Origin of the sequence: Serratia sp. J2 (assembly GCF_046269175.1) — a bacterium.
In the GTDB taxonomy this organism is placed as follows: Bacteria; Pseudomonadota; Gammaproteobacteria; order Enterobacterales; family Enterobacteriaceae; genus Chania; species Chania fonticola_C.
This window is the reverse complement of record NZ_JBKABN010000046.1, coordinates 1-26,061: the sequence shown is the minus strand read 5'-3', so window position 1 is coordinate 26,061 and position 26,061 is coordinate 1. Positions and strand designations below refer to the sequence as shown.

23 protein-coding genes and 1 tRNA gene are annotated in these 26,061 nt (G+C 53.5%); 7 read left to right on the top strand and 17 right to left on the bottom strand.

The window, feature by feature from the left end; all coding sequences use genetic code 11:
* Window positions 1–66: 66 nt before the first annotated feature.
* The 4 genes from ACKWMY_RS26730 to ACKWMY_RS26715 form a co-directional block, all read right to left on the bottom strand.
* Entirely contained in the window at window positions 67–135 is a 69-nt protein-coding gene (locus ACKWMY_RS26730; protein WP_071784449.1) for a DinI-like family protein, read from the bottom strand.
* A 203-nt stretch (window positions 136–338) separates the two neighbouring features.
* Window positions 339–415, bottom strand: a tRNA-Pro gene (locus ACKWMY_RS26725).
* A 75-nt stretch (window positions 416–490) separates the two neighbouring features.
* Complete coding sequence (gene yejM, locus ACKWMY_RS26720; RefSeq protein WP_024530604.1) at window positions 491–2,275, bottom strand: LPS biosynthesis-modulating metalloenzyme YejM; 1,785 nt, start codon at window positions 2,273–2,275, stop codon at window positions 491–493.
* 9 nt (window positions 2,276–2,284) lie between these two features.
* Window positions 2,285–2,512, bottom strand: coding sequence for a YejL family protein (locus ACKWMY_RS26715; RefSeq protein WP_021805879.1), 228 nt, complete (start codon window positions 2,510–2,512; stop codon window positions 2,285–2,287).
* 161 nt (window positions 2,513–2,673) lie between these two features.
* Here ACKWMY_RS26715 and yejK point away from each other — a divergent pair, with 161 nt between their 5' ends.
* The gene (gene yejK, locus ACKWMY_RS26710) at window positions 2,674–3,678 is read left to right on the top strand and encodes a nucleoid-associated protein YejK (protein WP_409487389.1); all 1,005 of its coding nucleotides are present in this window, start codon (window positions 2,674–2,676) and stop codon (window positions 3,676–3,678) included.
* 83 nt (window positions 3,679–3,761) lie between these two features.
* On the opposite strand, the gene rplY is transcribed toward yejK, so the two are convergent.
* Both rplY and ACKWMY_RS26700 read right to left on the bottom strand, forming a co-directional pair.
* On the bottom strand, window positions 3,762–4,046 hold the full coding sequence (gene rplY / locus ACKWMY_RS26705; protein ID WP_024486231.1) for a 50S ribosomal protein L25: 285 nt from the start codon (window positions 4,044–4,046) through the stop codon (window positions 3,762–3,764).
* Window positions 4,047–4,196: 150 nt separating this feature from the next.
* The gene (locus ACKWMY_RS26700; RefSeq protein ID WP_024530606.1) at window positions 4,197–5,954 is read right to left on the bottom strand and encodes a DEAD/DEAH box helicase; all 1,758 of its coding nucleotides are present in this window, start codon (window positions 5,952–5,954) and stop codon (window positions 4,197–4,199) included.
* 285 nt (window positions 5,955–6,239) lie between these two features.
* Between ACKWMY_RS26700 and rsuA the strand changes: the two genes are divergently transcribed.
* The 3 genes from rsuA to ACKWMY_RS26685 all read left to right on the top strand — a co-directional run bounded on the left by rsuA (window position 6,240) and on the right by ACKWMY_RS26685 (window position 9,291).
* Complete coding sequence (gene rsuA, locus ACKWMY_RS26695) at window positions 6,240–6,953, top strand: 16S rRNA pseudouridine(516) synthase RsuA (protein ID WP_065683205.1); 714 nt, start codon at window positions 6,240–6,242, stop codon at window positions 6,951–6,953.
* A 30-nt stretch (window positions 6,954–6,983) separates the two neighbouring features.
* Entirely contained in the window at window positions 6,984–8,180 is a 1,197-nt protein-coding gene (locus tag ACKWMY_RS26690) for a Bcr/CflA family multidrug efflux MFS transporter (protein WP_024530608.1), read from the top strand.
* 766 nt (window positions 8,181–8,946) lie between these two features.
* A complete protein-coding gene (locus tag ACKWMY_RS26685) occupies window positions 8,947–9,291 on the top strand; it encodes a YejG family protein (RefSeq protein ID WP_021805874.1) in 345 nt (114 codons plus the stop codon).
* Between the two features lie 9 nt (window positions 9,292–9,300).
* On the opposite strand, the gene yejF is transcribed toward ACKWMY_RS26685, so the two are convergent.
* The 8 genes from yejF to ACKWMY_RS26645 form a co-directional block, all read right to left on the bottom strand.
* The gene (yejF, locus tag ACKWMY_RS26680) at window positions 9,301–10,896 is read right to left on the bottom strand and encodes a microcin C ABC transporter ATP-binding protein YejF (protein WP_211136207.1); all 1,596 of its coding nucleotides are present in this window, start codon (window positions 10,894–10,896) and stop codon (window positions 9,301–9,303) included.
* A gap of 1 nt (window position 10,897) precedes the next feature.
* Window positions 10,898–11,923: an ABC transporter permease gene (locus ACKWMY_RS26675; protein WP_024528044.1), complete on the bottom strand. Its 1,026-nt coding sequence runs from the start codon at window positions 11,921–11,923 to the stop codon at window positions 10,898–10,900.
* Window positions 11,920–13,014 (bottom strand): microcin C ABC transporter permease YejB, encoded by a 1,095-nt coding sequence (locus ACKWMY_RS26670; RefSeq protein ID WP_021805871.1) that lies wholly within the window; start codon window positions 13,012–13,014, stop codon window positions 11,920–11,922. The genes ACKWMY_RS26675 and ACKWMY_RS26670 overlap by 4 nt, the downstream gene beginning before the upstream one ends.
* A gap of 10 nt (window positions 13,015–13,024) precedes the next feature.
* A complete protein-coding gene (locus ACKWMY_RS26665; RefSeq protein ID WP_024528045.1) occupies window positions 13,025–14,833 on the bottom strand; it encodes an extracellular solute-binding protein in 1,809 nt (602 codons plus the stop codon).
* Window positions 14,834–14,967: 134 nt separating this feature from the next.
* Window positions 14,968–16,557 carry a cyclic di-GMP phosphodiesterase gene (locus ACKWMY_RS26660; RefSeq protein ID WP_199063605.1) on the bottom strand — a complete coding sequence of 530 codons (1,590 nt, stop codon included), beginning with the start codon at window positions 16,555–16,557 and terminating at the stop codon, window positions 14,968–14,970.
* A gap of 331 nt (window positions 16,558–16,888) precedes the next feature.
* The gene (mepS, locus tag ACKWMY_RS26655; protein WP_024528047.1) at window positions 16,889–17,470 is read right to left on the bottom strand and encodes a bifunctional murein DD-endopeptidase/murein LD-carboxypeptidase; all 582 of its coding nucleotides are present in this window, start codon (window positions 17,468–17,470) and stop codon (window positions 16,889–16,891) included.
* Window positions 17,471–17,878: 408 nt separating this feature from the next.
* Window positions 17,879–18,589 carry a phosphatase PAP2 family protein gene (locus ACKWMY_RS26650; RefSeq protein ID WP_024528048.1) on the bottom strand — a complete coding sequence of 237 codons (711 nt, stop codon included), beginning with the start codon at window positions 18,587–18,589 and terminating at the stop codon, window positions 17,879–17,881.
* Window positions 18,590–18,636: 47 nt separating this feature from the next.
* Window positions 18,637–19,611, bottom strand: coding sequence for a CobW family GTP-binding protein (locus ACKWMY_RS26645; protein ID WP_024528049.1), 975 nt, complete (start codon window positions 19,609–19,611; stop codon window positions 18,637–18,639).
* Between the two features lie 314 nt (window positions 19,612–19,925).
* Here ACKWMY_RS26645 and ACKWMY_RS26640 point away from each other — a divergent pair, with 314 nt between their 5' ends.
* On the top strand, window positions 19,926–20,234 hold the full coding sequence (locus ACKWMY_RS26640; RefSeq protein ID WP_024528050.1) for a type 1 fimbrial protein: 309 nt from the start codon (window positions 19,926–19,928) through the stop codon (window positions 20,232–20,234).
* Window positions 20,235–20,548: 314 nt separating this feature from the next.
* Window positions 20,549–20,860, top strand: a complete 312-nt coding sequence (locus tag ACKWMY_RS26635) for a type 1 fimbrial protein (RefSeq protein WP_024528051.1) — start codon at window positions 20,549–20,551, stop codon at window positions 20,858–20,860.
* A 58-nt stretch (window positions 20,861–20,918) separates the two neighbouring features.
* On the opposite strand, the gene ACKWMY_RS26630 is transcribed toward ACKWMY_RS26635, so the two are convergent.
* The gene (locus tag ACKWMY_RS26630; protein ID WP_409487388.1) at window positions 20,919–22,400 is read right to left on the bottom strand and encodes a mannitol dehydrogenase family protein; all 1,482 of its coding nucleotides are present in this window, start codon (window positions 22,398–22,400) and stop codon (window positions 20,919–20,921) included.
* A gap of 341 nt (window positions 22,401–22,741) precedes the next feature.
* Between ACKWMY_RS26630 and uxuA the strand changes: the two genes are divergently transcribed.
* Window positions 22,742–23,932: a mannonate dehydratase gene (gene uxuA, locus ACKWMY_RS26625; RefSeq protein ID WP_024528053.1), complete on the top strand. Its 1,191-nt coding sequence runs from the start codon at window positions 22,742–22,744 to the stop codon at window positions 23,930–23,932.
* 39 nt (window positions 23,933–23,971) lie between these two features.
* Here uxuA and yeiP read toward each other — a convergent pair whose 3' ends face one another.
* Window positions 23,972–24,544 carry an elongation factor P-like protein YeiP gene (gene yeiP / locus ACKWMY_RS26620; protein WP_021805861.1) on the bottom strand — a complete coding sequence of 191 codons (573 nt, stop codon included), beginning with the start codon at window positions 24,542–24,544 and terminating at the stop codon, window positions 23,972–23,974.
* Between the two features lie 122 nt (window positions 24,545–24,666).
* Window positions 24,667–25,911 carry a tryptophan permease gene (gene mtr / locus ACKWMY_RS26615; RefSeq protein WP_021805860.1) on the bottom strand — a complete coding sequence of 415 codons (1,245 nt, stop codon included), beginning with the start codon at window positions 25,909–25,911 and terminating at the stop codon, window positions 24,667–24,669.
* Window positions 25,912–26,061 lie beyond the last annotated feature (150 nt).

The window sequence follows — 26,061 nt, the reverse complement described above, 5'->3', positions numbered from 1 at the left end:
TCCGTGGTGGCATCAAGTTATGAAATATAGTCACTATCCGCGAATTTGCAATTTTCACGTCTGAAATCAGTCATCAGCACTTTCCCACGTTTCCTGCAGTATTTCCTCGATCGCTTTTCTATCTGTCGGTGTCAGCCGCCTTTATGTTGTTATGGGGCATAAATGAGGCTAAAACGGAAAGATGGAGTTAAAACATAGGATAAGCAGACTTGGTAAAAGAGGCTCAGTACTGTATAGACGTATTGAACTGAATCACTCATTTCGCCGGCAATTTTACCATTGCCAAATTCCAGACATAAAAAAACCAACCCTAAGTGGTTGGTTTTTCTATAAATAGTTGGTCGGCATGAGAGGATTCGAACCTCCGACCCCCGACACCCCATGACGGTGCGCTACCAGGCTGCGCTACATGCCGACGCAGAACCCTATACTACCGTTTTCAGATGTAAATTCAAGCAGCTACCTCACCGATTGCTCTAGATTTAAGCAGTTAGTTGGCGATAAAGCGTTTTACATCGGTCAGCACCTGTAACAGCAGCGCTAGCTGGGGTTTCTCGTCTTTGATCTCGTTATCGTCCTGATCGTAGGCACGGTAGTTGCCATTGCCATCCAATGTCAGCGTCTGTGTTGGCGTGGTGATCACCAACTGGCTGCCGTCACCGGTGGCGAGCCAATTGTTTTTTCGCTGTGCGGCAAACAGGTCTTCGCCCTGCGAGTAGTCGTTAGCCGGTGTTTTCACATGCAGCAGACGTTGCATCAACGTACGCATCACATCGTTATGATTGGTCAACTTATTGATGGTTTGTGCTGGCGTGCCGGGCCAGTGAATAACCAACGGAACCTGCAACTGACTGCGGTTAAAGCTGCTGCCCGCTCCCCAGTTGCCTTTGCCGGTATCGTTGAATTCTATACCGTGCTCGGCGGTGATCACCACCACGGTTTTATCCAGCAGGCCTTTTTCTTTCAGCGTTGCCAGCACCTGCTCAATCTGTGCATCGACGTCTTTCGCGCCTGTACGATAGAGTTGGGTAAAGGCTTCCGGCGAGAGCTTATTGTCACCTTCGGGGAACTTTGCACCGCTGAAATTGATATAGGAGAACCAAGGGCTATTTCCGCTCTGAGTGGCTAACCAGCTCTGCCATTGATGCGTGGTGGCAGCATCGCTCTGCACGAACGGTTCCGGCGGGAGCGAGAAATCGGTCAAGAGCGCCTGGCGGTAAAGCGTGGCGTTGAAACCATCTGAAGAGAACAGGCCGAACTGATAGCCTTGATCGCTCAGTGCGCTAATCAACGCGGCCGGTTTGCGCCCGGCCAGAATGCCATCCAGATAGGTAGGTGAAATACCGTAGAACAGGCCAAACAGGCCGGTGTCCGCATGGTTACCGGAGCTGTAATGGTCACTGAAGCGGATGTTTTCCTGGGCAAAGCGGCTTAGGCCCGGCATGTCTTGCGCCAAATCCTGGGTACGCACGCCGTTCACCACGATCATCAGCAGGTTGTAGCCGCTGCCTTTATCGCTGTAGTTCAGGCTATTGAGCGGGTATTCAACGGCCGCCGCTTCTGGATTGCCCTGTTGCATCAGGCGGCGCTCATATTCTTGCTGATCGAGCAGGCCGTGTTTTTCCAGGAACTTACGCGCAGTCATTGGGTAAGAGAGTGGCAGGTTGGCGCGCTGCATGGTGATCGGCCGATAGAAATTGGCATCCGCCCAGATATAAATCAGGTGCGAAGCAAAGAACGAACAGATGAACAGCACCGCCAGCGGTTTACCGAAGTTGCGCCGGTTCAGGCTGCGCAGTTTCTGCCAGCTCCAGGTCGCAAACAACATTTCGACCAGGAATATCACCGGTACGGCGATAAACACCAACTGCCAGTCGCGCGCCAGCTCACTTTGGTCCGGGTTGATGACCAACTCCCACACCACCGGATTAAGGTGCAGGTGGAAGTGGGTAAAGACTTCGCTGTCGACCAGCAGCAACGTCAGCCCAGTGGTGGCCAACGTCGCGGAAATAAATCGCAGCAGGCGCTGCGACATCACCACAAAGGTGAGCGGGAAGATGATCAGCAGGTAGGCGGCAAAGACAATAAAGCTGAACTGCCCAATCAGGCTGACCAACGCATAGACTCGCCCCAGCAGTGAGGACGGCCAGTCGGTAACAAACAGGTAGCGGCTGCCCAACCCGATACTGAGCAGAATGTTAAATAAGGCGAACCAGTGCCCCCAGCTAATCATCTGGGAGACTTTTTCACGATAACGCTGACGGTTTGTCACCATAAGTAATTATTAATGCGCTTTATCTTCACGGATAGAAGCCTGCAGGGCTTCAGCAAACGATCTGGCCAGTGTCTTCCGCTGTGCGGGAGCAATACTGGTGTTGATCAAATTGGTTACCATGTTGCCCAGCACCATCAAAGAGAGGTCGGTGGGAGTATGGTGTTTTTCCAGAACGTTGACCAGCTCAGAGAGCAGTTGTTCAACGTGTTCGTCACTGTAACGAGATGATTGTGGCATAAAGATTGTGCTCAAAGCTCGACAAAGTCCCATATCTTACCGTATAGAGCCGTGATTTTCCGCTCTTTTATAGCGTGAAGATCGTTAAGGTATTGCCATGCCCGTTGTCTTTCGGCTTCGTCAGTGCTTGAATACGCGCTCAAAGAACAGGAGGATTGATCATGAGTCTGGATATCGAGCAGATTGCACTGCACCAGTTGGTAAAACGCGATGAGCAGACGCTGGAAGTGGTGTTGCGCGATTCCCTTCTTACCACCAATGCGGCGGTGGAAGAGATGATGGCAGAGCTGCATCGCGTTTACAGCGCCAAGAGTAAGGCTTACGGCTTGTTCAACGATCAAAGCGAATTGGCGGACGCGTTGCGCAGTTGTCGTAAGGGTGATGAAGATTTCCTCGCATTTAGCCGTGCTGCTACCGGCCGTCTGCGCGACGAATTGGCCAAATATCCGTTTGCCGACGGTGGCGTGGTGCTGTTCGCCCATTACCGCTATCTGGCGGTAGAATACTTGTTGATTACGGTGCTGAACAGTTGCAACAGTACGCGTGTCAATGAAGAGTTGGATATCCGCACTACCCACTATCTGGATATCAACCACGCGGACATTGTGGCGCGTATCGATCTGACCGAATGGGAAACCAACCCGCAATCGACGCGCTATCTGACATTCCTCAAAGGACGGGTAGGGCGCAAGGTCTCCGATTTCTTTATGGATTTCCTGGCGGCGTCGGAAGGGCTGGATACCAAAGCGCAAAACCGTGGCTTGTTACAGGCGGTGGATGATTACTGTGCCGATGCTCAACTAGGCAAACACGAACGCCAGACGGTACGTCAGCAGGTTTACAGCTACTGTAATGAGCAGTTGCAGGCCGGTGAAGAGATCGAGCTGCAGGAACTGTCAAAAGAGATAGCCCCGGTGGGTGAGAAGGATTTCCTGCAGTTTTCCAGCGAACAGGGCTACGAGCTGGAAGATAGCTTCCCGGCGGATCGCGGCACGTTACGCCAATTGACCAAATTTGCCGGCAGCGGCGGCGGTATCAGCCTGAACTTTGATGCGATGCTGCTGGGGGAGCGCATTTTCTGGGATGCGGCCACCGATACCCTGACGATCAGAGGTACGCCACCGAATCTGCGCGATCAGTTACAACGTCGCACGGGCGGCAAGTAAGCATCGCTGAATGACCGCCAATAAAAAACGCCGCAATTGCGGCGTTTTTCACTTCGGCGTCCCGAAAATCGATAACGTGGCGATTAAACGCGAACGAAGTCGATGTGAGCCAGTTTTGGCTTGAACGGGTGACGCTGTACAGCCTGAACCTTAACTTTGGTTTCTTTACCGTCGACAACCAAAACTACTGCTTCGCTGTAGAATTCTGGTTTAACTTCCATGTTCTTTACAGAATCATGGTCTAGTTCGATAGCAATCGCAGCTTCTTCGCCACCATAGATGATAGCTGGGAATTTGTTTGCTGCACGCAGGCGGCGGCTCGCACCCTTACCCTGGTCTTTACGTACTTGTACGTTGATAGTGAACATTGTTTTTTCTCTTAAAAGAAAATTTACCCTGCTACAGGCGACCCAGTAACAGGCTCGATAACCTGCTTTCACACTGGGCGAACCCAGGTAAAGCGGGCGGCATTTTAACGGAAAGCCGCTCGCTGGGCAATGAAAACCTGCCGCACGGGGCTAATACAGCTCATTGGCACGGCGAAAGCGGCCCTGATAATCAAAAACTTTTTCACGTATCTGCCAGAACTGGCCGCGTTTGCGCGCGACGACGAAGTCTGGATGGCGCAGCAGCGCCTGCTGAGCCAGAATGTCCGCCGCGTTTTGCCAACCGAAGGGGACGCCAGGTGCCCGTTGGTGCGGACGCAGGAACAGCATCTCGAAGGCTTTGCGTTGTGCGGGCGTTTGCAGGCGGAACCGTTCGCTAGTACTGGTGCCATCTTCGTCATAATAGGTGGCTTTCAGCCATTCCCCTTTGTCGTCCTTGCCGCTTTGCAGTTCCATTCCGCCACAGCGCAGGACTAGCGCATCCTTCAGTTTCAGCGCGGCTTTCAGCATATCGTCCGGATCGACCAGAACCTCCTGGCACTGATGGCAGCGGCGTGCCGCAATATCGTTCTCTGCTCCGCAGTGCGGGCAGCATTTGAAACGGAAGCGGTAGTCACATTGCTCGCGATGCCCCTCATCATCTTCCAGCCAGCCCTGACAGCGGCGGCCGTAGTGCTCGATGATGTCGCCGTTCTCGGTGCATTTGCCCCAAAACAGGTTGGCAAAACCGCAGCCAGGGCAAAAGACCTGCACCGGTTGGCTGTCTGAGTGGGGTTTGCTGACGCCGACTTCCGGCGTGAACAAATCGTGGGGATTGCCTGCGTAGTCCAGGATCAGGCAGTCGGTCTTGCCCGGGGCCAGCCGTAAACCGCGCCCGACGATCTGCTGATACAGGCTGACGGACTCGGTAGGGCGCAAAATAGCGATCAGATCGACATGCGGTGCATCGAAACCCGTCGTCAGCACCGCCACGTTAACCAGGTAGCGCAACTGCTGTTGCTTAAAGGCTTCGATTAGCGCGTCACGCTCGCCTGGCGGTGTTTCGGCACTGACCAGAGCCGCCTCCCCACTTGGCAACAGACCATGCACTTCACGAGCATGTTCCACCGTGGAGGCGAAAATCATCACGCCTTTACGGGTTTCGGCGTATTCGACGATCTGGCTGATGATGTGCGGCGTGATGCGGTTTTGCTGTTTCAGCTCGCGGTTAAGATCCACTTCGCTGAACAGGCCGTTGCTTCTGGCCTCCAGGCGGCTGAAATCGTACTGCACGATCGGCATATCCAGCCGTTCTGGCGGCACCAGGAAGCCGTGTTTAATCATATAACGCAACGGCAGTTCATAAATGCAGTCGCGAAACAGGCTGTTGCCGTCACCACGGGTGATGCCGTGGTAGTGATATTGATAGATCCAACCTTTGCCCAGCCGGTAAGGGGTGGCCGTCAGGCCAAGCAGGCGCAGCTGCGGGTTGGTTTTTTGCAGGTGTTGAATAATCTGTTGGTATTGGCTGTCGTCATCGTCGCTGATGCGGTGACATTCGTCGACGATCAGCAAGGAAAATGCGCCGTCGAACAGCGACAAATTACGTGCTACCGATTGCACGCTGCCAAACACCACCTTACCGCTGCTCTCTTTTTGCTGTAGCCCGGCGGCGAAGATGTCGGCCTCCAGGCCGTAAGCGCAGTATTTGCTATGGTTTTGCGCCACCAGCTCTTTAACGTGGGCTAGCACTAACACCCGGCCACGGGCGCGTTTTGCCAACTCGGCGATCACCAGGCTTTTGCCAGCGCCGGTTGGCAGCACAATCAGGGCCGGTTCAGGGTGCTGTCGGAAATGCTTGATGGTGGCGTCGACCGCTTCCAACTGATAGGGGCGTAGGGTAAAAGCCATGCGTTAGTACCGCTCGCTGAAGTGGGCTGTAACATTCCACTGAAATTGTGACATTTTGCTCCTCAGACGGCGGAAAAATTTCTATTATTATGCCTTCTGCGGCTACGCAGTGCGAGAAGCATGGAAATTACTCCTGTTATGGCATCGTTTCCGTCGCTATACTAAGCGGCTTCCCTACGCGAACATCCTCTTCGAACCTGTTTTTTGCACCTGGTGCGACAACGGGGCGTCATATTTAGCAACCAGATCAATGCGATCATAACAACGACAGGCAAAGCAGATTCAATGCGACTGGACAAGTTTTTATCTCAGCAGTTGGGTATCAGCCGTGCGCTGGTAGCGCGTGAACTCCGTGCAAAACGTGTCACCGTAGACGGTGAAGTGGTCAAGAGCGGGGCGCTCAAGCTGGCTCCGGAACAGGAAGTGCGGTTTGATGGCAACGTGTTGTCACAGCTGAACGGGCCACGTTACTTCATGCTCAATAAGCCACAGGGTTATGTGTGCTCTACCGACGACCCGGATCATCCAACCGTGCTCTATTTCCTGGATGAACCCGTTGCATACAAGCTGCATGCGGCAGGGCGGCTGGATATTGATACCACCGGCCTGGTACTGATGACCGATGACGGCCAATGGTCGCACCGCATCACCTCACCGCGCCACCAGTGTGAGAAAACCTATCTGGTGACGTTGGAACATCCGTTGGCCGCCGATACTGCTCAGCAGTTCGAGCAAGGCGTGCAACTGCATAACGAAAAAGATCTGACCAAGCCCGCGAAGTTGGAAAAAATCGAAGATACCCTGGTGCGTCTTACCATAAGCGAAGGGCGTTACCATCAGGTGAAGCGCATGTTTGCAGCCGTGGGTAACCGGGTCATCGAATTACACCGTGAGCGTATTGGCGCCATTGTGTTGGATGACGATTTGGCACCGGGAGAATATCGCCCGCTGACCGAAGAAGAGATTGCCAGCGTAGGCGCCCCGCACCTGCTGGATTAATTTTTGCGACCGACCAAGGAGTCGTTGAACGTGCAACAGAACCGGACCTCTCACCTCGGTTTGATCTTTATTCTGGGCCTGCTGTCCATGCTGATGCCGTTGGCGATCGACATGTACTTGCCCAGCATGCCGATAATCGCTCAGGAGTTTGGCGTGGAGTCGGGCCGGGTGCAGATGACGCTCAGCGCCTACATGCTGGGCTTTGCCGTTGGTCAACTGTTCTATGGGCCGATGTCCGACAGCATTGGTCGCAAACCGGTGATCCTGTGGGGCACGCTGATTTTTGCTATCGCCGGTGGGGCCTGTGCGATGGCCCAATCGGTGGAGCAACTGATCAACTTGCGTTTCCTGCACGGGCTGGCTGCAGCGGCGGCAAGCGTGGTGATCAACGCCCTGATGCGTGACATGTTCACCAAGGACGAGTTCTCACGCATGATGTCGTTCGTGATCCTGGTGATGACCATTGCGCCATTGTTGGCTCCGATGATCGGTGGCGTGCTGCTGCTATGGTTCAGCTGGCATGCCATCTTCTGGACCATGGGGGCAGCGGCGCTGTTGGGGTCGGTACTGGTGGCGTTCTTTATCAAGGAGACGTTGCCCAAGGAGCGGCGGCAAAAATTCCATCTGCGCACCACGTTGAGGAATTTCGGCTCGTTGTTCCGCCACAAGCGCGTGCTGAGCTATATGCTGGCCAGTGCTTTCTCGTTTGCCGGGATGTTTTCTTTCCTCAGCGCCGGGCCGTTTGTCTATATCGAGCTGAATAACGTTTCACCGCAGCATTTTGGTTATTACTTTGCGCTGAACATCGTGTTTCTGTTCCTGACGACCCTGATCAATAGCCGCAACGTGCGCCGCCTGGGGGCGGTCAAAATGTTCCGCCTTGGTCTATTTGTGCAATTGACGATGGGTGTATGGTTGCTGGCAGTCACCGCCAGCGGGCTGGGTTTCTGGGCACTGGTGCTCGGGGTGGCGGTTTATCTCGGCTGTATCGCCATGATCTCGTCTAACGCGATGGCGGTGATCCTGGACGATTTCCCCCATATGGCGGGAACAGCCTCTTCGCTGGCTGGGACGTTGCGCTTCAGCATTGGCGCGCTGGTCGGGGCGATACTGTCCATGGCGCCAGGCAAAAGCGCATGGCCGATGGTTTCATCGATGGCGCTGTGCAGCATCGTTGCGGTGTTGTTCTATTTTTATGCCAGCCGCCCGCGCAATAACCCTGCCTGATTTGCCCCTCACCCTAACCCTCTCCCACAGGGAGAGGGGACCGGTCGAGCTGTTTTATCGTTACTGAGCTCACCTTTGCTCTTCCAATGAATGAGCCACATGTTAAGTCCTGTACCTGATCTCCGCCCTTGATGTTACTGAACGAACCACAGACTGACTTCTGCACTTGATGACAGCTCCGGCCCAGCTCCCTCTCCTTGGGGAGAGGGAGATCAAAGGCAATTAGACCCCAATCTACCTGTTTGCAAGTTTAAGTTTGTTGCTAAATATATGCAGGCTAACTAAACGGCGGTCAAACGAACTGTAGTTTTTTTGTTAAATATGGCAGCATTATTTTGTCAGGTGGCCAGAGGTGCAACCCGCTGGTTGGTGGGGCGTTTTCTTAGCGGTTAATTGGCCTTATTTTATTTTAAATCAAAGTATTATTGATTTAACCTGCCTTGGGCATTTGAGCGATATGTTTGCATAATGTAAAATTATACCGATTGTAAAGTAACCGCATTGCAAGAAAAAAATGTTGAGATCGCGACGGGAAAGGGTTACATATAACGCAAAAATGCGAGCTGAGTCGCAAAATGCCGTGAGAGAACCTTCTACGGTGGAGAAAAACTGAGTGATATCAGCAAGCGCAGGATGTGGTTAATTGTTTGTTGCAAATTTTACTTAAAAATAACATTTGTGGGCGGCAAAGTCGGATGATCCCGGCTATAACTAAGTCATCCTGTGATGTAAAAAGTGTTTCATCTTTTCATACTAGGGATTTCATGTGGATAGTTTCCAGCTTTCGGTAGTGCATCGCTTGCCGCAAAGTTATCGTTGGCTATCAGGTTTTACCGGCAGCAAGGTTGAACCGATACCGCTTAGCGGCATAGACGAAGATAACGATCTGATCGGCCTCAAGCTGCTCAGCCATGACGGGCGCGAAGCCTGGCGGGTCATGCAGCAGCTCAACCTGTCTCTGCAAGAGATCCAGGTCAATTGCTCCATCGTTGAATGGGAAGGCGAGCCTTGCCTGTTCGTTCACCAATGCGATGAGAGTGCCGCCATGTGCCGATTGAAAAACGTCGGTGCGGCGATTGCCGAGCAGCTCAGCGCGCAGTACCCCTTCTGAATGATGCCGCTAATCAACCAACTGCAATAACTGCTGCGTATAGGCAGCAGCAGGTGCGTTGAAAATCGTTTGGCAGTCACCCTGCTCCACGACTTCTCCCTGACGCAGTACGATCACCTGATGGCACAACGATCGTACCACCTGCAAATCGTGGCTGATAAACAGATAGGCCAGCCGGTGACGAAGCTGAAGTGACTTCAGCAGCGTCAGGATCTGCGCCTGTACCGATTTATCCAACGAGGACGTCGGTTCATCCAGGATCAACAGCTGCGGCTGCAGGATCAGCGCGCGGGCAATAGCGATACGCTGGCGCTGCCCACCCGAAAACTCTGTGGGATAACGATAGCGCAGAGCCGGATCCAATCCGACTTCCTCCAACGCCTCAATCACCCGCTGTTCGCGTTGCTCTGCGGTCAGTTGCTGGTGGATCTCCAGCCCTTCGGCGATGATTTGCAGCACGTTCAGGCGTGGATTCAGCGCGGAATAAGGGTCCTGGAACACGATCTGCATCCGGCTGCGGTAAGGCAACATCTGCTGGTTATTGAACTGATGCAGTGGTTGGCCATCAAACCATATCCCACCTTTTGAGCTCAACAAGCGCAGCAGCGCCAGGCCCGTCGTGCTCTTGCCTGAACCCGATTCGCCCACCAGGCCCACGCTTTCCCCAGGCTGTATCTCGAAGCTTAGATCTTTCAGCGCGTAGTTCTGATCGACGATACGCCGTAACAGGCCACGTTTGATCGGGAAACTGACCTGCAGGTGTTCCACTTTCAGCAGCGGCATAGGCTTATTGCTGGCCGGAAGCGGCAGAGGCTCGCCCACGTCTTCCGCAGCCAATAGCTGACGGGTATAGGCGTGCTGTGGGGCGCTAAACAGGCCGTCACGGCTATTTTGCTCTACGCACAACCCTTGGCGCATCACCGCCACGTTATCCGCCAACCGGCGCACGATGTTCAGGTTGTGGGTGATAAACAGCAATCCCATCCCCAGTTCCTGCTTTAACTCTTTCAGCAGCATCAGGATCTGCGCTTGAATGGTTACGTCTAGCGCGGTAGTTGGCTCGTCGGCAATCAACAGCTTGGGTTTGGTCAGCACCGCCATGGCGATCATCACGCGCTGACGTTCTCCGCCGGAGAGTTGATGGGGATAATCCTTCAGGCGCCCTTTGGCGTTACGTATGCCCACCCGATCGAGGCACTGGATGATTTCGGCACGGGCGCTATCACGGCGCATGCCCATGTGGAGCATCAGCACTTCAGCCAGTTGTTTTTCGATAGTGTGCAGCGGGTTGAGCGACACCATCGGCTCCTGGAAAATCATCGAGATCTGGTTGCCACGCACTTTGCGTAGTTCGGCTTCCGATGCATGTAACAGTGAGTTGCCGTTAAACAGAATATCCCCACCGGGATACACCACCGGCGGGGAAGGCAGCAACCGCAGTACGGAGAGGGCGGTGACGCTTTTGCCTGAGCCTGATTCACCCACTAACGCCAGCGTCTCCCCTTGTTCCACCTGTAACGAGACACCGTTGACCACCTGATTCAAGTTGCCCCCCTGGCGGAAGGCGATGCTGAGATCCTGAATAGCGAGCAGAGGAGTGGTCATATTAATGCGCCTTGCTTGGGTCGAAGGCGTCGCGCACCGCTTCGCCGATAAAGATTAACAGTGAGAGCAACACTGCCAGCACCAGGAAGGCGGTAATGCCCAACCACGGAGCTTGCAGGTTGTTTTTGCCCTGTAGAAGGAGCTCACCCAACGAAGGCGAACCGAGCGGCAAGCCGAACCCGAGGAAATCGAGAGAGGTGAGGGTGGTGATCGAACCGCACAGAATAAACGGCAGGAAGGTCAGAGTGGCCACCATGGCGTTAGGCAGCATGTGGCGATACATAATCACGCGATCCGGCACGCCCATCGCTCTGGCGGCACGAATGTAGTCGTAATTACGGGTACGCAGGAATTCGGCACGCACTACGCCCACCAGGCTCATCCAACCAAACAGGATGGTGATGCCCAACAGCCACCAGAAATTGGGTTGGATGATGCTGGACAGCAGGATGATCAGGAACAGCGTTGGCATCCCCGACCAAACCTCGATCAGCCGTTGCCCCCAAAGATCGAATCGGCCGCCGTAATAGCCCTGCGTCGCTCCCGCACAGATACCAATCACGCTGGAACACAGCGTTAGCGCCAGCCCGAACAGCATTGAGATACGGAAACCGTACAGCACCCGGGCCAGCACATCGCTGCCGTTACTGTCGGTGCCAAGTAGGTTTTGGCGTGACGGAGGCGATGGGAAGGGCACTTCGGTGGCAAAGTTGATGGTGTTGTAGCTAAAGCGGATCGGGGCCCAGATGGCCCAGCCGTGTTGCTCAATCTGCTTGATAACAAAGGGATCCTGAAAATCGGTAGTGGTATTCAGCTCCCCACCGAAGGTCGTTTCGCTATAGTTAACCATAAAGGGCACATACAGGCGGCCCTCATAGCGCACCAGCAACGGCCGGTCGTTGGCGATCAGGTTGGCGGCCAGGCTGAGCGCAAAGGCCACCAGAAAAATCCACAACGACCAGTAACCACGGCGGTTGCTGCGAAAACGTGCCCAGCGGGCCTGATTGATAGGGCTTAAGCGGCTCATTGACGGCCCTCGAAATCAATGCGCGGATCGACCAGGGTATAGGTGATATCGCTGACGATATTCAACAGCAGGCCGATCAGGGTAAATATGTAAAGCGTTCCGAACATCACCGGATAGTCGCGTTGCAGGGTGGCATCGTAGCCCAGCAGCCCGAGGCCGTTGAGCGAGAACATCACTTCGATTAACAACGAACCGGTGAAAAACATGCTGATAAAGGTGGCCGGGAAACCGGCGATCACCAGCAGCATGGCGTTACGGAACACGTGGCGGTAAAGGATTTTCTTCTCGTCCAGCCCTTTGGCGCGGGCGGTGACCACGTACTGTTTGCGGATCTCATCAAGAAACGAGTTTTTGGTCAGCATGGTCAGGGCGGCAAAGCCGCCGATCACCGTTGCCAGTACCGGCAGGGTAATGTGCCACAGATAATCGGTGATTTTACCGTACCACGGCAGCGTGTCGAAGTTGCTGGAAACCAGCCCGCGCAGCGGGAACCAGTCCAGATAGCTGCCACCGGCGAATAGCACGATCATCAGGATGGCGAACAGGAATGCCGGAATGGCGTAGCCGATGATAATCAGCGTGCTGCTCCAGGTGTCAAAGGCGCTGCCGTTGTGGATGGCCTTACGGATACCCAGCGGGATCGACACCAGATAGATGATCAGTGTACTCCATAGCCCCAGGGTCGCGGAAACCGGCAGACTCTGGCCAATCAGCTGCATCACCGAGGCACCGCGGAACAGGCTTTCGCCGAAATCGAGGCGCATATAGTTCCACAGCATGGTGAAATAGCGTTCGTGGAGCGGCTTGTCGAAGCCGTAACGCTTGGTGATCTCGGCGATCACTTCGGGATCCAGGCCGCGTGAGCCACGGTATTGGCCTTCGGCCACGTTGCCCGCGCCAGCCTTCATGTGCCCAAGGCCTTCACCCGCGCCACCGCCGCCAAATCCGCTGGTTTGCCCCATCTCAATAGAGGCAATGGCCTGGTCGACCGGCCCACCGGGGGCGATTTGCACGATGAAAAAGTTAATGGTGATGATCGCCCACAGCGTGGGGATCACCAGCAGTAATCTGCGTATCAGATAAGCGGCCACCGGAGGCTCCTTATTGCCGTTGCGCCGGCAAGCGTGCCGCCTTGTTGACGTCGAACCACCAGTTGTCGAACCCGATTGAATAGGCCGGGCGTACCGCTGGCGAAGAGAATTTGTCCCAATAGGCGTAACGGTCGTGATTGGAGTACCACATCGGCAGCATATACATGTTCCAGGTCAACACCCGATCCAGCGCACGGCCAAGGGACAGTAACGCTTTTTCATCCCCTTGATGCTTCACTATTTTCCGTACCAGGTCATCTATAGCTGGATCGCTGACGCCGGGGGTATTCCAACTCGAGGTGATATAATCTGAATCCCAACGGGTTTGTAGTGAGGTGCTGGGAAAAGGCATTGCAGGGTACACCGTCGGCATCATATCAAAGTCACGTTCACGCATGCGGCGGGTGAATTGACTGACATCGATCTCACGGATCTGCATATCGATGCCCAATCGCTTCAGGTTATGCTGGAAAGGCAGCACATATTGGAAATTGCTACCGCTTGGTAGCATCAGCTCAAAGGTAAAGGGTTTACCGGTTTTGCTGTTGACCAACTGCTGGTTTTTCACTTCCCAGCCGGCCTGTTTAAGCAACTCGGTGGCTTTCAGCAGGTTAGCTCGATCATTGCCGCTGCCGTCGGATGTTGGAGGCTGATAGATCGAGGTAAACACTTCTGCTGGCACTTTGCCTTTCAGCGGGGCCAGCCAGGCCAGTTCCGCAGCATCTGGGTAGCCGGTGGCAGCGTACTCGGTATTCTGGAAATAGCTGTTGGCGCGCTGATAGGCATCGTAATACAGCGCCTTGTTCATCCAGTCGAAGTCGAAGGCCAGGGTAATGGCTTCCCGCACTCGGCGATCGGCGAAAATCGGGCGCTGGATATTGAACGCTAACCAGCGGGCATTCTGTGCCGCCTGATTGGTTTCATCCTGCTTGATGATGAAGTTGCGTGCAAAGTTGCCGCCCTGATATTGAGTGGCCCAGCTTTTTGGCGAGCCTTCGACGCGGAAATCGTAAGCCCCGGCCTTAAAGGCTTCCAGCGCCACCTTATCGTCCAGGTAATAGTCATAACGCAGCGTATCGAAGTTATAGCGCCCACGATTCACTGGCAGATTGGCGGCCCAATAGTCGCGTACGCGCTCGTAGGTAATGTACTGGCCCAATCGGTAGCTGCCGATTTTATATGGCCCACTGCCGAGTGGAGGAATACTCAGTGGCTCATTCAGTTTATGATCTTTCCAGAAGCTTTCTGGCATGATGGGTAAGTTTAATAGGCCGAGTAGCTTATCTTTATCTGGCTCCGGGAGTTCTATGCGTACCGTCAGACGGGAGATAGCCTTGACTATGACGCCTTTGTAAATAGAACGGAATTGCGGCACCCCTTCGGTCATAAATTTGTTGAAGGTGAAGGCCACGTCGGCGGCGGTGATCGGGCTACCATCATGGAAGCGCGCGCGTGGGTTGATATCCAGCTCCATCCAACGCATATCTGCCGGGTAACGAGCCGATTCAGCAATCAAAGGATAATAGCTGGAAGGCTCATCGTCCGAGCTGGTGAACAGCGTATCGTAGAGTTCCCCGGTTCTTTCACCGGGCACGCCACGCGAGGCGAAACGGTTGAAGTTATCATAGGTGCCGATGGCTGCCAGCCGAACATCGCCGCCCTTGGGGGCCGCCGGGTTCACGTAGTCAAAATGGCTAAAGTCGGTGGAATATTTCGGCTCACCGAGCGTGGCGAAAGCGTAGCTTTCATTAAGGGTTTCGGCCTGCATGCTAAAACTGAGTGCCGAAAGCACCAAGGCAGCAAAAATGCGTACGGACATCTCTACGGTAAGCTCCTGCTATCTATACCCGTCGCCTTTCAAGCCAAGACTTGGAATACGTCGGATATAAGTCAATTAATCCAGCCGGTAGCATAGCATTTCAGGCTGGTTTTCTGAGTAAAGAAGTTTAAATATCAGGGATTAACTGCGGCCCGATAATCAAAAACGGCCTTATTCTGGCAAAAGGCCACAAACTCCTCAATCCCCAGTGGCTTACTGAAATAATAGCCCTGCATAAAATTAACGTCGCGTTCTTGCAGGAAACTCACCTGTTCGGCGGTTTCTACCCCTTCCGCCACGGTCAGCATGTTCAGTTTTTTAGACAACGAGATCACAGCATCCAGGACGGGAGCGGTCGCCGTATCCTGGCCGATGGTATTGACAAACCCGCGGTCGATCTTGAGGTAATCCAGGGTGAAGCGTTGTAGATAGATTAAGGCGCTGTGGCCGGTACCAAAGTCATCCACGGCGATCTCAACGCCCTGGCGGTGCAGCCACTCAAACTCTTCCAAGGCGTTTTGTTCTTCCACCATGCCGCGCTCGGTGATTTCAAACACCACGGTGAAATAGTCGGTCGGCAACTTAGCCAGCAGTTCGGTGATATCGTCATGGAACGAAGGCGCATTAAGGTGAGAAGGGGCAAGATTGATGCCCAGTTTGGCGCCCCGTGGCAGAGCTTGCACCAATTGCGGGATATCGGCCACGATCCTACGGAACAGGTGGCGGGTCAACGCCACGATCAGCCCTTCGCTTTCGGCATAGGGGATAAACAGATCGGGTGGAATGCGCCCCTCGGTGGGATGCTGCCAGCGTATCAATGCCTCAAGACCGGCGATGGTGTTGGTTGCGGAATGGAACACTGGTTGATATTCAACAAAGATCTCATTGTGTTTGATGCCTCTCATCAGCGCGCGTTCGGGGCTTTGACGCAGTATCTGCATATAGTAATACAGCGCACCCACCATCAGGGAGAGCACCAGGCTGCCCAACACGGTCAAACGGATATCATTAGCCGTCAGGGATTGATGGTAGAAGATCATACTCAGTGGATAGCCCGGGACGGCTAGCCGGCTGGCTTGGCTTTTAGGTAATTGCGCCAGCGGCATCATATTAGTGCCGAAGGTGGTTACCGCATGCTCGCCGATCACGATGGCAAATCCGGGAGTATCTCTATCGGGTGAACTGAGCAGCAGGTAGGGCGCCAGGGTGAGATCCAGCGTGGCTAATATGCCGGTGTTGCCTGGCCCGGGTTGGCGCAGCCACACGGCAATCGCCGGTTTTCCCGGTACCATCGGTGTGCCTTGCTGTAATGCCATATCCAGTGGTTTATGCCAGTCAATATCGGAATAGATATGGCTCATTCCCAGCATCATGTTACCGGTTGCCGAAGAGCAATAGGCAAAGCCGTCTTTGACCAGCACAAAGGTGCGTACGCCGGTGGTAAAAGCGGCACGATAGGTCAGGTCGGACTTGGCCTGTTCGCAGGATTTCCCCGTAAGCGGCATGATTTGCTGCATGATTTCTTGCAGATAATCGAGATAATTAACGGCATATTTTTGCGTACGGGTTTCGATTTTATGCTGATATTGCGTGCGCTGATGATCGATCAGAAATAAAGTGACAGAGGTAAAAACAAGGAAGAAAACGACTGCGACAATACAGCTTTTAGTCAGGCTACGCCGTGTGTTGGACGCATGGCGTGCAAATGCTCCCTTCAATCCCATTACTCGCCCCCTGAGCGCAGCATAAAAATATTCTTGTTATATTATTGGTGATTAATATATCCCACCGATCCTGCCTGCGTCATTATTCGCTTGGCTTGCGCTAAGGCTGTCTGTTTAGACACAGCGTAAATAGCGCGTGACGAAATGGCATGTCACTTGACGATGATAGGCTATTTTTTCAACCGTTGCGTGGTTTCTGGCGCAGTGATAATCGAAAATAGCGATGCGGGTTTGTTCGGCGCCAGCGTTACAGTGAAAAAAAACGCTGCCCTGGGGCAGCGTTCTCGTCTCGTTTGTTTGGTTTTCAGGACTTGATTCAGATACTACGCCGTTAGCTGGAACTTTTACCCAGTAACCGGCGGCCTTCACGATAACGTTTATCCCAATAGTTATCCGAAAGGCTGGAGATTGTCACACCACTGCTGGTAGAGGCATGAACGAATTTGTCATTACCCAGATAGATGCCGACGTGGCGGCCAGTAGAACCGGCGCGGAACAGCACTAAATCACCTGGGCGCAGTTTGGCGCGTTGGATTTGCTTGCCCATATCTTCTTGCTCATAGGTTGAGCGGGGCAGATCCATACCAAACTGTTCGCGGAAGGTTCGTTGTACAAACGCCGAGCAATCAATGCCGCGCTTGCTTTCACCACCTAAACGATAGCGGACGCCTTTCCAATCAGCATACTGGTCCATAATCTTTGACTTGACGTCAACGTTACGTACCATCGCTTCGAATTCATCCTGAGAGGCTTGCAGTAAAAGACCGTTTTTGTCATTAACTGCATGCATCTCAGTTTGTGATCTATCTAACTTCGAAGTGTTTGTTGAGCTACAGGCGGAGAGCACCAAGGCTGCCGCAATTGCAGGTAACACCCGCAAAAAATATCTCAGAAAAGGTTGAGATTTGACCATTGTAATTGTTTTCCCTTGAAGTCCTTAACGACGCTAGTCGTTATCTGAAAAATACCAAACGGAACGAGACTAGTTGGCACCGGCAGGAAGGACAATCAGTTAGCATCGGAAATGTGCAGGAACGCACAGTTTTCGGATTTTTACTAACGAGCCAAGCCAAACCAGGCACAAACGCATCCGAGAGTACCGGAATGAAGTGAGGATTGCGAGCCTTTTTCCGACATTCTTTATATGAAATTGTGATGTAACATAATGTAAATCTTCATATAAAAAAACGCGGTTCAGCGGTTATGTTGGATTGGCGTTAATTAATGGGGTAGGCATGTTAACGGTGTGGTTGTTGAGTAAACAAGATGCGACAGGTAAATCACCGAGAGGCGCTGGCCTCCCGGCTATCATAATCTAAAGTTATGGCTGCGTTGGGCGATACTTACCAGGTAATCTGCAGTTCAACCAGTGGATCACAACATCGCTGGCCGGAGTCATCAGCCACCAACTGGTACCGACCATCACCACCGACAGCGAACCGACGGCAATATCGGTAAACCAATGTGCACCGATCATGATGCGTGGCAGGCAGAAGACCAGGGTGATCAGCAGCGCGATGGCAAATGCCGTGCGGTTAAAGTAGCGCAGCATAAAGCAGGAGAAAATCAACAGCATCATGCCATGATCGCCAGGGAAGCTGTCGCTGGAGGCGTCTTTGGTTGGGATCCCGGTGAGTTCGCTGACCCGGTTGATATTGTCAAAGGTCAGGGTGGGGCTGGCGTGTTTTACCGGCAGCAGGTGACCAAACTGGTTGAGCACCACTCCCGTTAACAACATCACGACGCCGGTAACGATCAGACGGCGGCGTCCAAAGGCATCCTGCTTGAGGTAGAAGAAAAGGTACAGTAGCCCCATGGCGATGAGCGAAATGACGTCGAATATTCGATTGTTGGTGATCGCCACCATTCTCAGAAACCAGGCATCGCTGGCCAGATGTTGGTTGAAGAAGAAAAAGATTGCTGAGTCAATCTTGAACCAGAACCCGTGATCCTTGGGTAAATACCAGGAAAGAAATAGCACGATGCCCAAGACGTTGAGCATGAGGATGAAGGGTAAATTGCGGCGTGTCATGGCTAACCTGTAAAAAAATCAAAAAAATAATGCCAACGTTAAAAGCATTAACTTAAACGGATATTAAACAAGGCCGATTGCAAAGCATTCCAGTTGGCCTCGTCGCTGTGGATCAATTCGATACGGCTGTCGAGCGGAGCGGTGGGACGCGTCTCGATACTGAGATCCTGCCCTTGGCGGTTGATCAGCAAACTGCCTTCGGCAATGCGTACGACCGCCTTGGCCCGCTCAACCGGAGCTAGCCTGATCCATTCCATCATACCGACGGTATCAAAGACGGTTTCCCCATCGAAAATCCAGCCGCAGCTGGTGAATCCTTGGCCTTGGTTGAGGGCTCGGCGCCAGCGGGAGTTTTCAGGCAAACGCAACGCCGCTAATCCTTGGGTCTTGGCGTGGCTATGATGATGCTGTGCGTCCGGCAATTCTGTGCAATTGGTGCGTGGCCGATCCAACAGCGTGATATCCATGCGCCCCTGCTCAATGGAAAAGACCGGCCGCTGCTGGCCATGTAACGTTTGCCAGGCTTCCAGTGCCTGAGCATCTTGCGGCTGCCAGGTATCCATTTTATTGGCGATGATGACGTCGGCCGCAGCCAGTTGATCGCGAAAATTTTCATTTTCGCTATAGCGAGGTTCGCCAAGTTGGCGGGGATCAAGCACACAGATCGTTGCCAGCAAATCGATCCATCCGCCATAGGTTTCCTGAGTCAACAGCGCCAGGATCTGCTTGGGGTGACCTAATCCAGTGGGTTCAATCAGTAACCGATCGGGTTTGGTCTGTTGCAACAACATATTCAACCCTACCTGCATAGGTAACCCGTTAACGCAGCACATGCAGCCACCGGGGATCTCTTTCAACACCGCACCGCTGTCGGCCAACAGGGCGCCATCGATACCAATCTCGCCAAACTCGTTGACCAGCACGGCCCAGCGCTCATTTTCCGGCTTGGTGGCCAACAGGTGTCGAATGGTGGTGGTTTTCCCGCTACCGAGAAAGCCTGTGATCAGATTGGTTTTTGTCATTTGGAGATCCCCGTTAATGATGTTTTTAATTGATTGAAAGTGAGCAATTATTTGCTTTTTTATCGCGTTTGCACATAGGCGTGCCAGATCACAAATATAAGCATGAAAACCGCCTGTTTTTGGCGTTTTTTTTCTGCTGAAATGTTAGGACTTTTCCCATAAAAAACGTGGCATTAACAAAGTCAATTGTACCGTACCGTATTGTTTCCACGACCTTAATGCACCGATTAGCCATAAAAAAAACCACCTATCCTTGCGATTATTCCTAAAAAAATAACCTATCTTTAAAGTGGCTTAACAAAAGTGAGGTTGCCATGAATAGCTTACGGTTAATTATGATCGCAGGAGCGTTGTTTTCATGGATGGCAGCAAGTCATGCGGGTTCCACAGGTGGCGTTATCAACTTCGTGGGTGCCATTGTCGAAGGGCCTTGTACGGTAGATGTTAGCAACTCAACGGCGAATACCCAATGCTATCGTAACGGGCATAACTACACAGGCACGCAAAGGCTGGCAAGTTTTGATGCCAGCAGTAAAGAGCTTCCGCTGAATATCGGTACCACCGAAATGCGGTGGGTAGACCAGCAGAAAAAACTCGCAATAATGACGGTAATTTATCGTTAAGTCCTCTGTCATGCCGAGTGGGGCTCGGCATGACATCCCCAGACCCCGCACTTTGTTTCGTTTTCATACCTTTCATTGCCCAACCGACTGACCAGGACTGCGTACGGTAAGCCGTCTGCCAACTGGCCGTTACTGGATATCAAATTAAGACTTTTCCGACTTGAAATCTGTATTTTGCGGCAATAAATTATGCGCCGCCAGAGAGGTGGAACCCCATCTAACTAAATGATAAATAGATGAAACCTCTCTAACTTGCGTTTAATCCAAGAACTTTTTTTCAGGTTTATATTGGCTTAATAACAAGTGAGGTGCCCATGAAAAGCTTACGGTTGTTTTTGATCGCAGGAATGTTGTTTTCATGGCTGGCAGCAGGCGTGGCCAATGCAGCTACCGGAGGCGTGATCCACTTCTATGGTGCCATTGTCGAAGGCCCTTGCACGGTGGAAGTCGCTGACTCAACGGCACAAACGCAATGCTATCGCGACGGGAAAAACTACACCAGCAAACACCAGTTAGCGAGCCTGGAGAGCGGTAGCAAAGAGTTGCCAGAGAATCTCGGCAAGAGCGAAATCAAGTGGTTGGATCAGCAAAAAAAACTCGGAATAATGACGGTGGAATACCGTTAATCCACATTCAGTCAAGTGGCCGTCATGCCTGGTTGATTGGCATGGCGGCCGATAGAGATCAATTCAACTGGGTGGTTACCCAATCTTTTACCGTCTGGCGCGCTCCTCGATCGCGCAATGACAGATAGGCCCGTGTTACTTCCGCCACAAACGCACTATCCGTTGGCAACTGATCGCCAAACACGCTTTTCAACGCCAGCAATGCAGCCACGCGGGGTTCACCGTCCTGTGAACAACTGACGGCCTGTTGCAACGTGGCCAGCATCGGGTCGCGGATATCAATCGATTGCCCTGCGTCATCAATCCCACCGACATAACGCATCCAGCCCGCGACGCCAAGCGCGAGCCCCGCATGGCTACCGCCATATTGCCGATGCCAGCGGATCGATTCCAGCAGGCGCTGAGGCAACTTTTGCGTGCCATCCATAGCGATCTGCCAGGTGCGGTGTTGCAGTGCCGGGTTGCTGTAACGTTCGATCAACTGCTCGGCGTAGGCGGCCAGATCGATGCCAGCGACCTGCAGCGTCGGAGCCTGCTCGTTCAACATCAAATGGTGTGCGGCGCGGCGATAATTCTCATCTGCCATGCAGTCAACAATGTATTGGTAACCCGCTAGATAACCGAGGTAGGCCAGGAAGGAGTGGCTGCCGTTGAGCATCCGCAGTTTCATTTGCTCGAACGGCAGAACATCATCCACCAGTTGTACACCGGCATCCTCCCAGCGTGGGCGGCCAGCGACAAAATTATCTTCCACCACCCATTGAATGAAGGGTTCACAGGCAATAGCGCATTCATCACGCACGCCACCCAAAGCGGCGGCGATTTCATCCAGCGTTTCTGGCGTAGCGGCCGGAACGATGCGATCGACCATGGTGCTGGGGAAGGTGACGTGTTGAGCGATCCACTCGGCGAGTTGTGGATCGCGCGCTTTGGCCAGCCCGGTCACCGCATTGCGTACCACGTGGCCGTTCTCTGGAATGTTGTCGCAGGACAACACGCTAAAGGCGGGTAGATGGCGCTCTCGACGCCGGCGTAGTGCTTCCACGAGGATCCCCGGCACCGTGGTGGGTTGGGTCGGATTAGCCAAATCGGCTTTGATCGCGTCGTGTTGCAGATCCAGTTGGCCGCTACCCGGTTCGATGCAGTAGCCTTTCTCCGTAATGGTCATGGAGACGATCGCCACCTGCGGTTCGGCCAGCTTTTCCAGCACGGCGTCGATGCCTTCTAATTTGCGATGTACGCTTTCGTGAACGGCTCCCACAACTATGGCCTGATCGCCCGCCGCGCCCTTTTCTAACACGGTGTAAAGGTGATCCTGATCGCGCAGGGTCTGGAATAGCTTATCGCCGCCGAACAGGCTGATCTCGCAGATCCCCCAATCGCCGCCGTTACGGTTGAGTACCCTGTCGGTCAGCAATGCCTGGTGAGCGCGGTGAAAAGCCCCAAAACCCAGGTGAACAATTCGGCTGCGCAGGCTCTGGCGATCGTACTGGGGCAGTTGTGTCTTGGCGGGCAACGGTGAGTTGGCGATAGTTTTCATTAATGGCTCCATGACGAGAGCAAGGGCCGGTTGATCGCTGGTATAAAGCTATCAGACCAGTTAGCCGCAGGTGTATGCCCGGCTCTCGCGTATCTGTTAACAACCGCCAGTGTATGGCGGTAGAGAGGTGAATGAAATTGGTCAGTCCAAAATATCCCAGGATCGTGAGTTGGATCAATCAATCGACGTTTCTGTTTTGACAGCACGCCGCTAATCAGTAAGGTTAAAGATGAATGATATCTACTGCAATGTGGTATAACAGGATTGATTTGATTTTGCGATCTACCTCACCACCGATACCGCTTCAACGATGACAGAGCGACTTTTACAAGGATAAATCAATGGAACAAACATGGCGTTGGTATGGGCCGAACGATCCGGTTTCGCTGGACGATGTGCGTCAGGCAGGTGCAACCGGCGTAGTGACCGCGTTACACCATATCCCTAATGGCGAAGTGTGGCCGGTTGAACAGATCAAGGCGCGGCAGGCCCTGTTGGCGGAAAAAGGACTGGTGTGGTCGGTGGTGGAAAGTATCCCGGTGCACGAGGAAATTAAAACCCACAGCGGCAACTACCAACGTCATATCGCCAACTATCAACAATCGCTGCGCAACCTGGCGGAATGTGGCATTGATACCGTGTGCTACAACTTTATGCCGATCCTCGACTGGACGCGTACCGATCTGGAATACCCACTGCCGGACGGTTCCAAGGCCTTACGCTTTGATCAGATCGCCTTTGCGGCCTTCGATTTGCATATCCTGTGCCGCCGTGGGGCAGAAAAAGATTACACCGACGAAGAGCAGGCCCAGGCCCAAAGCTATTTCAAGGCGATGAGTACGGCAGATATTGCCAAGCTGACCGGTAACATCATTGCCGGGTTACCTGGGGCGGAAGAGGGATACACGCTCGATCAGTTCCGTGCCCGGCTGGCGGAGTACGATCATATCAATAAGGCGCAGTTGCGCGAAAATATGGCCGTCTTCCTGCGCGCTATCGTGCCGGTGGCGGAAGAGGTGGGTGTCAGGTTGGCAGTGCATCCCGATGATCCACCGCGCCCCATCCTCGGCTTGCCACGTATTGTTTCCACCATTGAAGATATGCAGTGGCTGAAAGAGACGGTAGATAGCATCTATAACGGCTTCACCATGTGTACCGGTTCTTACGGCGTGCGTGCGGACAACGATCTGGTGCGGATGATTGAAACCTTTGGCGATCGCATTCACTTTACCCACCTGCGCGCTACCTGCCGCGAGCAAAACCCTAAAACCTTCCATGAAGGGGCGCACTTGCAAGGGGATGTGGATATGGTTGCGGTGGTTGAAGCTATCCTGGCAGAAGAACAGCGCCGTCATAAAGCGGGCGATCTGCGGCCTATCCCAATGCGACCAGACCATGGTCACCAGATGCTGGACGACCTGAAGAAGAAAACCAATCCGGGCTATTCGGCCATTGGTCGGTTGAAAGGTTTGGCGGAGGTTCGTGGGGTCGAGCTGGCGTTAAAGCGGCGGTTTTTCCCGGAATTACTCTAGTAAAAGCAGGGCGCACTCAGGTTGCGCCCCTACCGTTGACTAGTCTGCGCGGCTCATATAGCGGCGTTCTGCAATATGAATGCGGATTTTATCACCGCTGCTCAGGTACTCCGGTACCAGAATGGTCAGGCCGGTCGCCATGGTGGCCGGTTTGTTACGCGCACTGGCAGAGGCTCCTTTGATGCCCGGAGCGGTTTCAACAATCTCCATATCCACGGTCTGCGGCAGCTCCAACGCCAACACCTGGCCATCCAGCGTCAGTACCTGCATACCCGGCAAGCCCGCTTCAGGGATGAACAGCAGCTCATCTTCGATCTGATCTTTCTTGAAGATATAAGGGGTGTAGTCTTCATCGTCCATGAACACATACTCTTCGCCGTCAATATAGGAGAAGTTTACCTTGCGGCGGGACAGGCTGATGGTGTCCAGAATATCATCGCCTTTAAAACGCTCTTCTACCTTCAGCCCGGTACGGACGTCGGAGAAGCGCATTTTATACAGCGTGCTGGCACCACGGGCGCTTGGGCTCTGGACATCGATGTCCTTTACCAGCAGCAGTTTGCCGTTGTAATTGATCGCCATACCGCGCTTGATTTCGTTCGCTCTTGCCATTGGAATACCCTGTCAACATAGATTTTAGGAAGTTGCGACAAGTTACTCGCGCCGTGCTTTTCAGGCAAGAGCCGCGCGCAAAAAGAGTGGGGAAAACGGGCGGCCGTGGCCGCCCCTGAGGCTTATTTGAACACCGGCAGCAGATCTAATAGCGTTAGCACGTGGGCCACGGCGTTAATCGCCCCAAACAGGATGATGAACAGGATCATGCCTTGGCCGCCGGGAGCACGATAGCTGGCCTGTGGGAAACGGCGGCGGCTGGCGCGTGCCATCATGGCAGGAACGATCACCGCCCAAATGGTGGCGGCCAGGCCAGCAAAACCGATGGCGTAAAGGAAACCGTTCGGGAACAGTAACGCGGCCAGGGTTGGCGGCACAAAGGTCACCAGTGCCGATTTGGTGCGGCCTGCCTGGTTATCCTTGAACTTGAAGAAGTCGGCGAGAAAATCAAACAGCCCCAGCGACACCCCCAGGAATGAACTGGCCAGCGCCATATAAGAGAAGGCGTTAAGCAGTTGGCCTACGGCATAGCTACTGGAAACGTTACCCATCTGCTTGAGCAGGCTGCCGATGTTGCCCCCTTCGGCGATCACCTGCTTGAAGGCATCACGGGCGATATTGCCCTGGATCACATACTGCCACAGGATATAGATCGCCAGCGCCAGCAAGGTGCCGTATACCAGGCTGCGCACCACGGCACCGCTGTCTTTTTGATAATACTTCACCAGACCAGGTACGTTGCCGTGGTAGCCGAACGAGGTCAGCAGGTAAGGCAATGCCGCGAGCGCATAGGGCAGGTAGTTGGCGTCGCTGCCGCCCTGGTTGAACAACACGGCAGGCTGCACGTGGGTGAACATATCACCGACGGACAATACAAAGGTGATCACCATGCCGCCGATCAGAATGGTGCTAAGGCGATCCACGGCGCGGGTGGATAACCAGACGATAAAGGCCACGACGATGGCAAACACCAATCCAGACAGAGTTTGGTTGGCGCCGAAGACGCCTTCCAGCGTATGGGCGATGATCGAACCGCCCGCCGAGATATAGGCATAGGTCAGAATATAGAGTACGAAGGTGATCGACAGGCTGTTAAGGGTATTCCAGCCTTTGCCAAGCAGATCTTTGACCACGGTGTGGAAGCTGGCGCCCGCCGGATAATTCATGGTGGCTTCCAGAATCATCAGCCCGGAGATCAGCATACAGAACCAGGTATAAATCAGCAGCGCCACGGAGCCGCTGAACCACACGCCAGAAGTTACGATAGGGATAGAGAACATACCTGCACCTACGGCGGTGCCGGCAATGATCATCGCGCCACCGAGGACGGAAGGGCGGGAAAGCTTCTGGATGGTGTCCGCAGACATTATTGCTCCTGATTGGCCGTTGGCCTTGAGTTCTTTTGTACTAGCTCAATGGTACGTGCGCGATGTGTGCATGTAAAGCGGATATTTGGTGGGATTGGTGCAATTTTCAGCGCTTAGTGCGTTATTTTGGTGGTTTTCCCCTCACCCCAG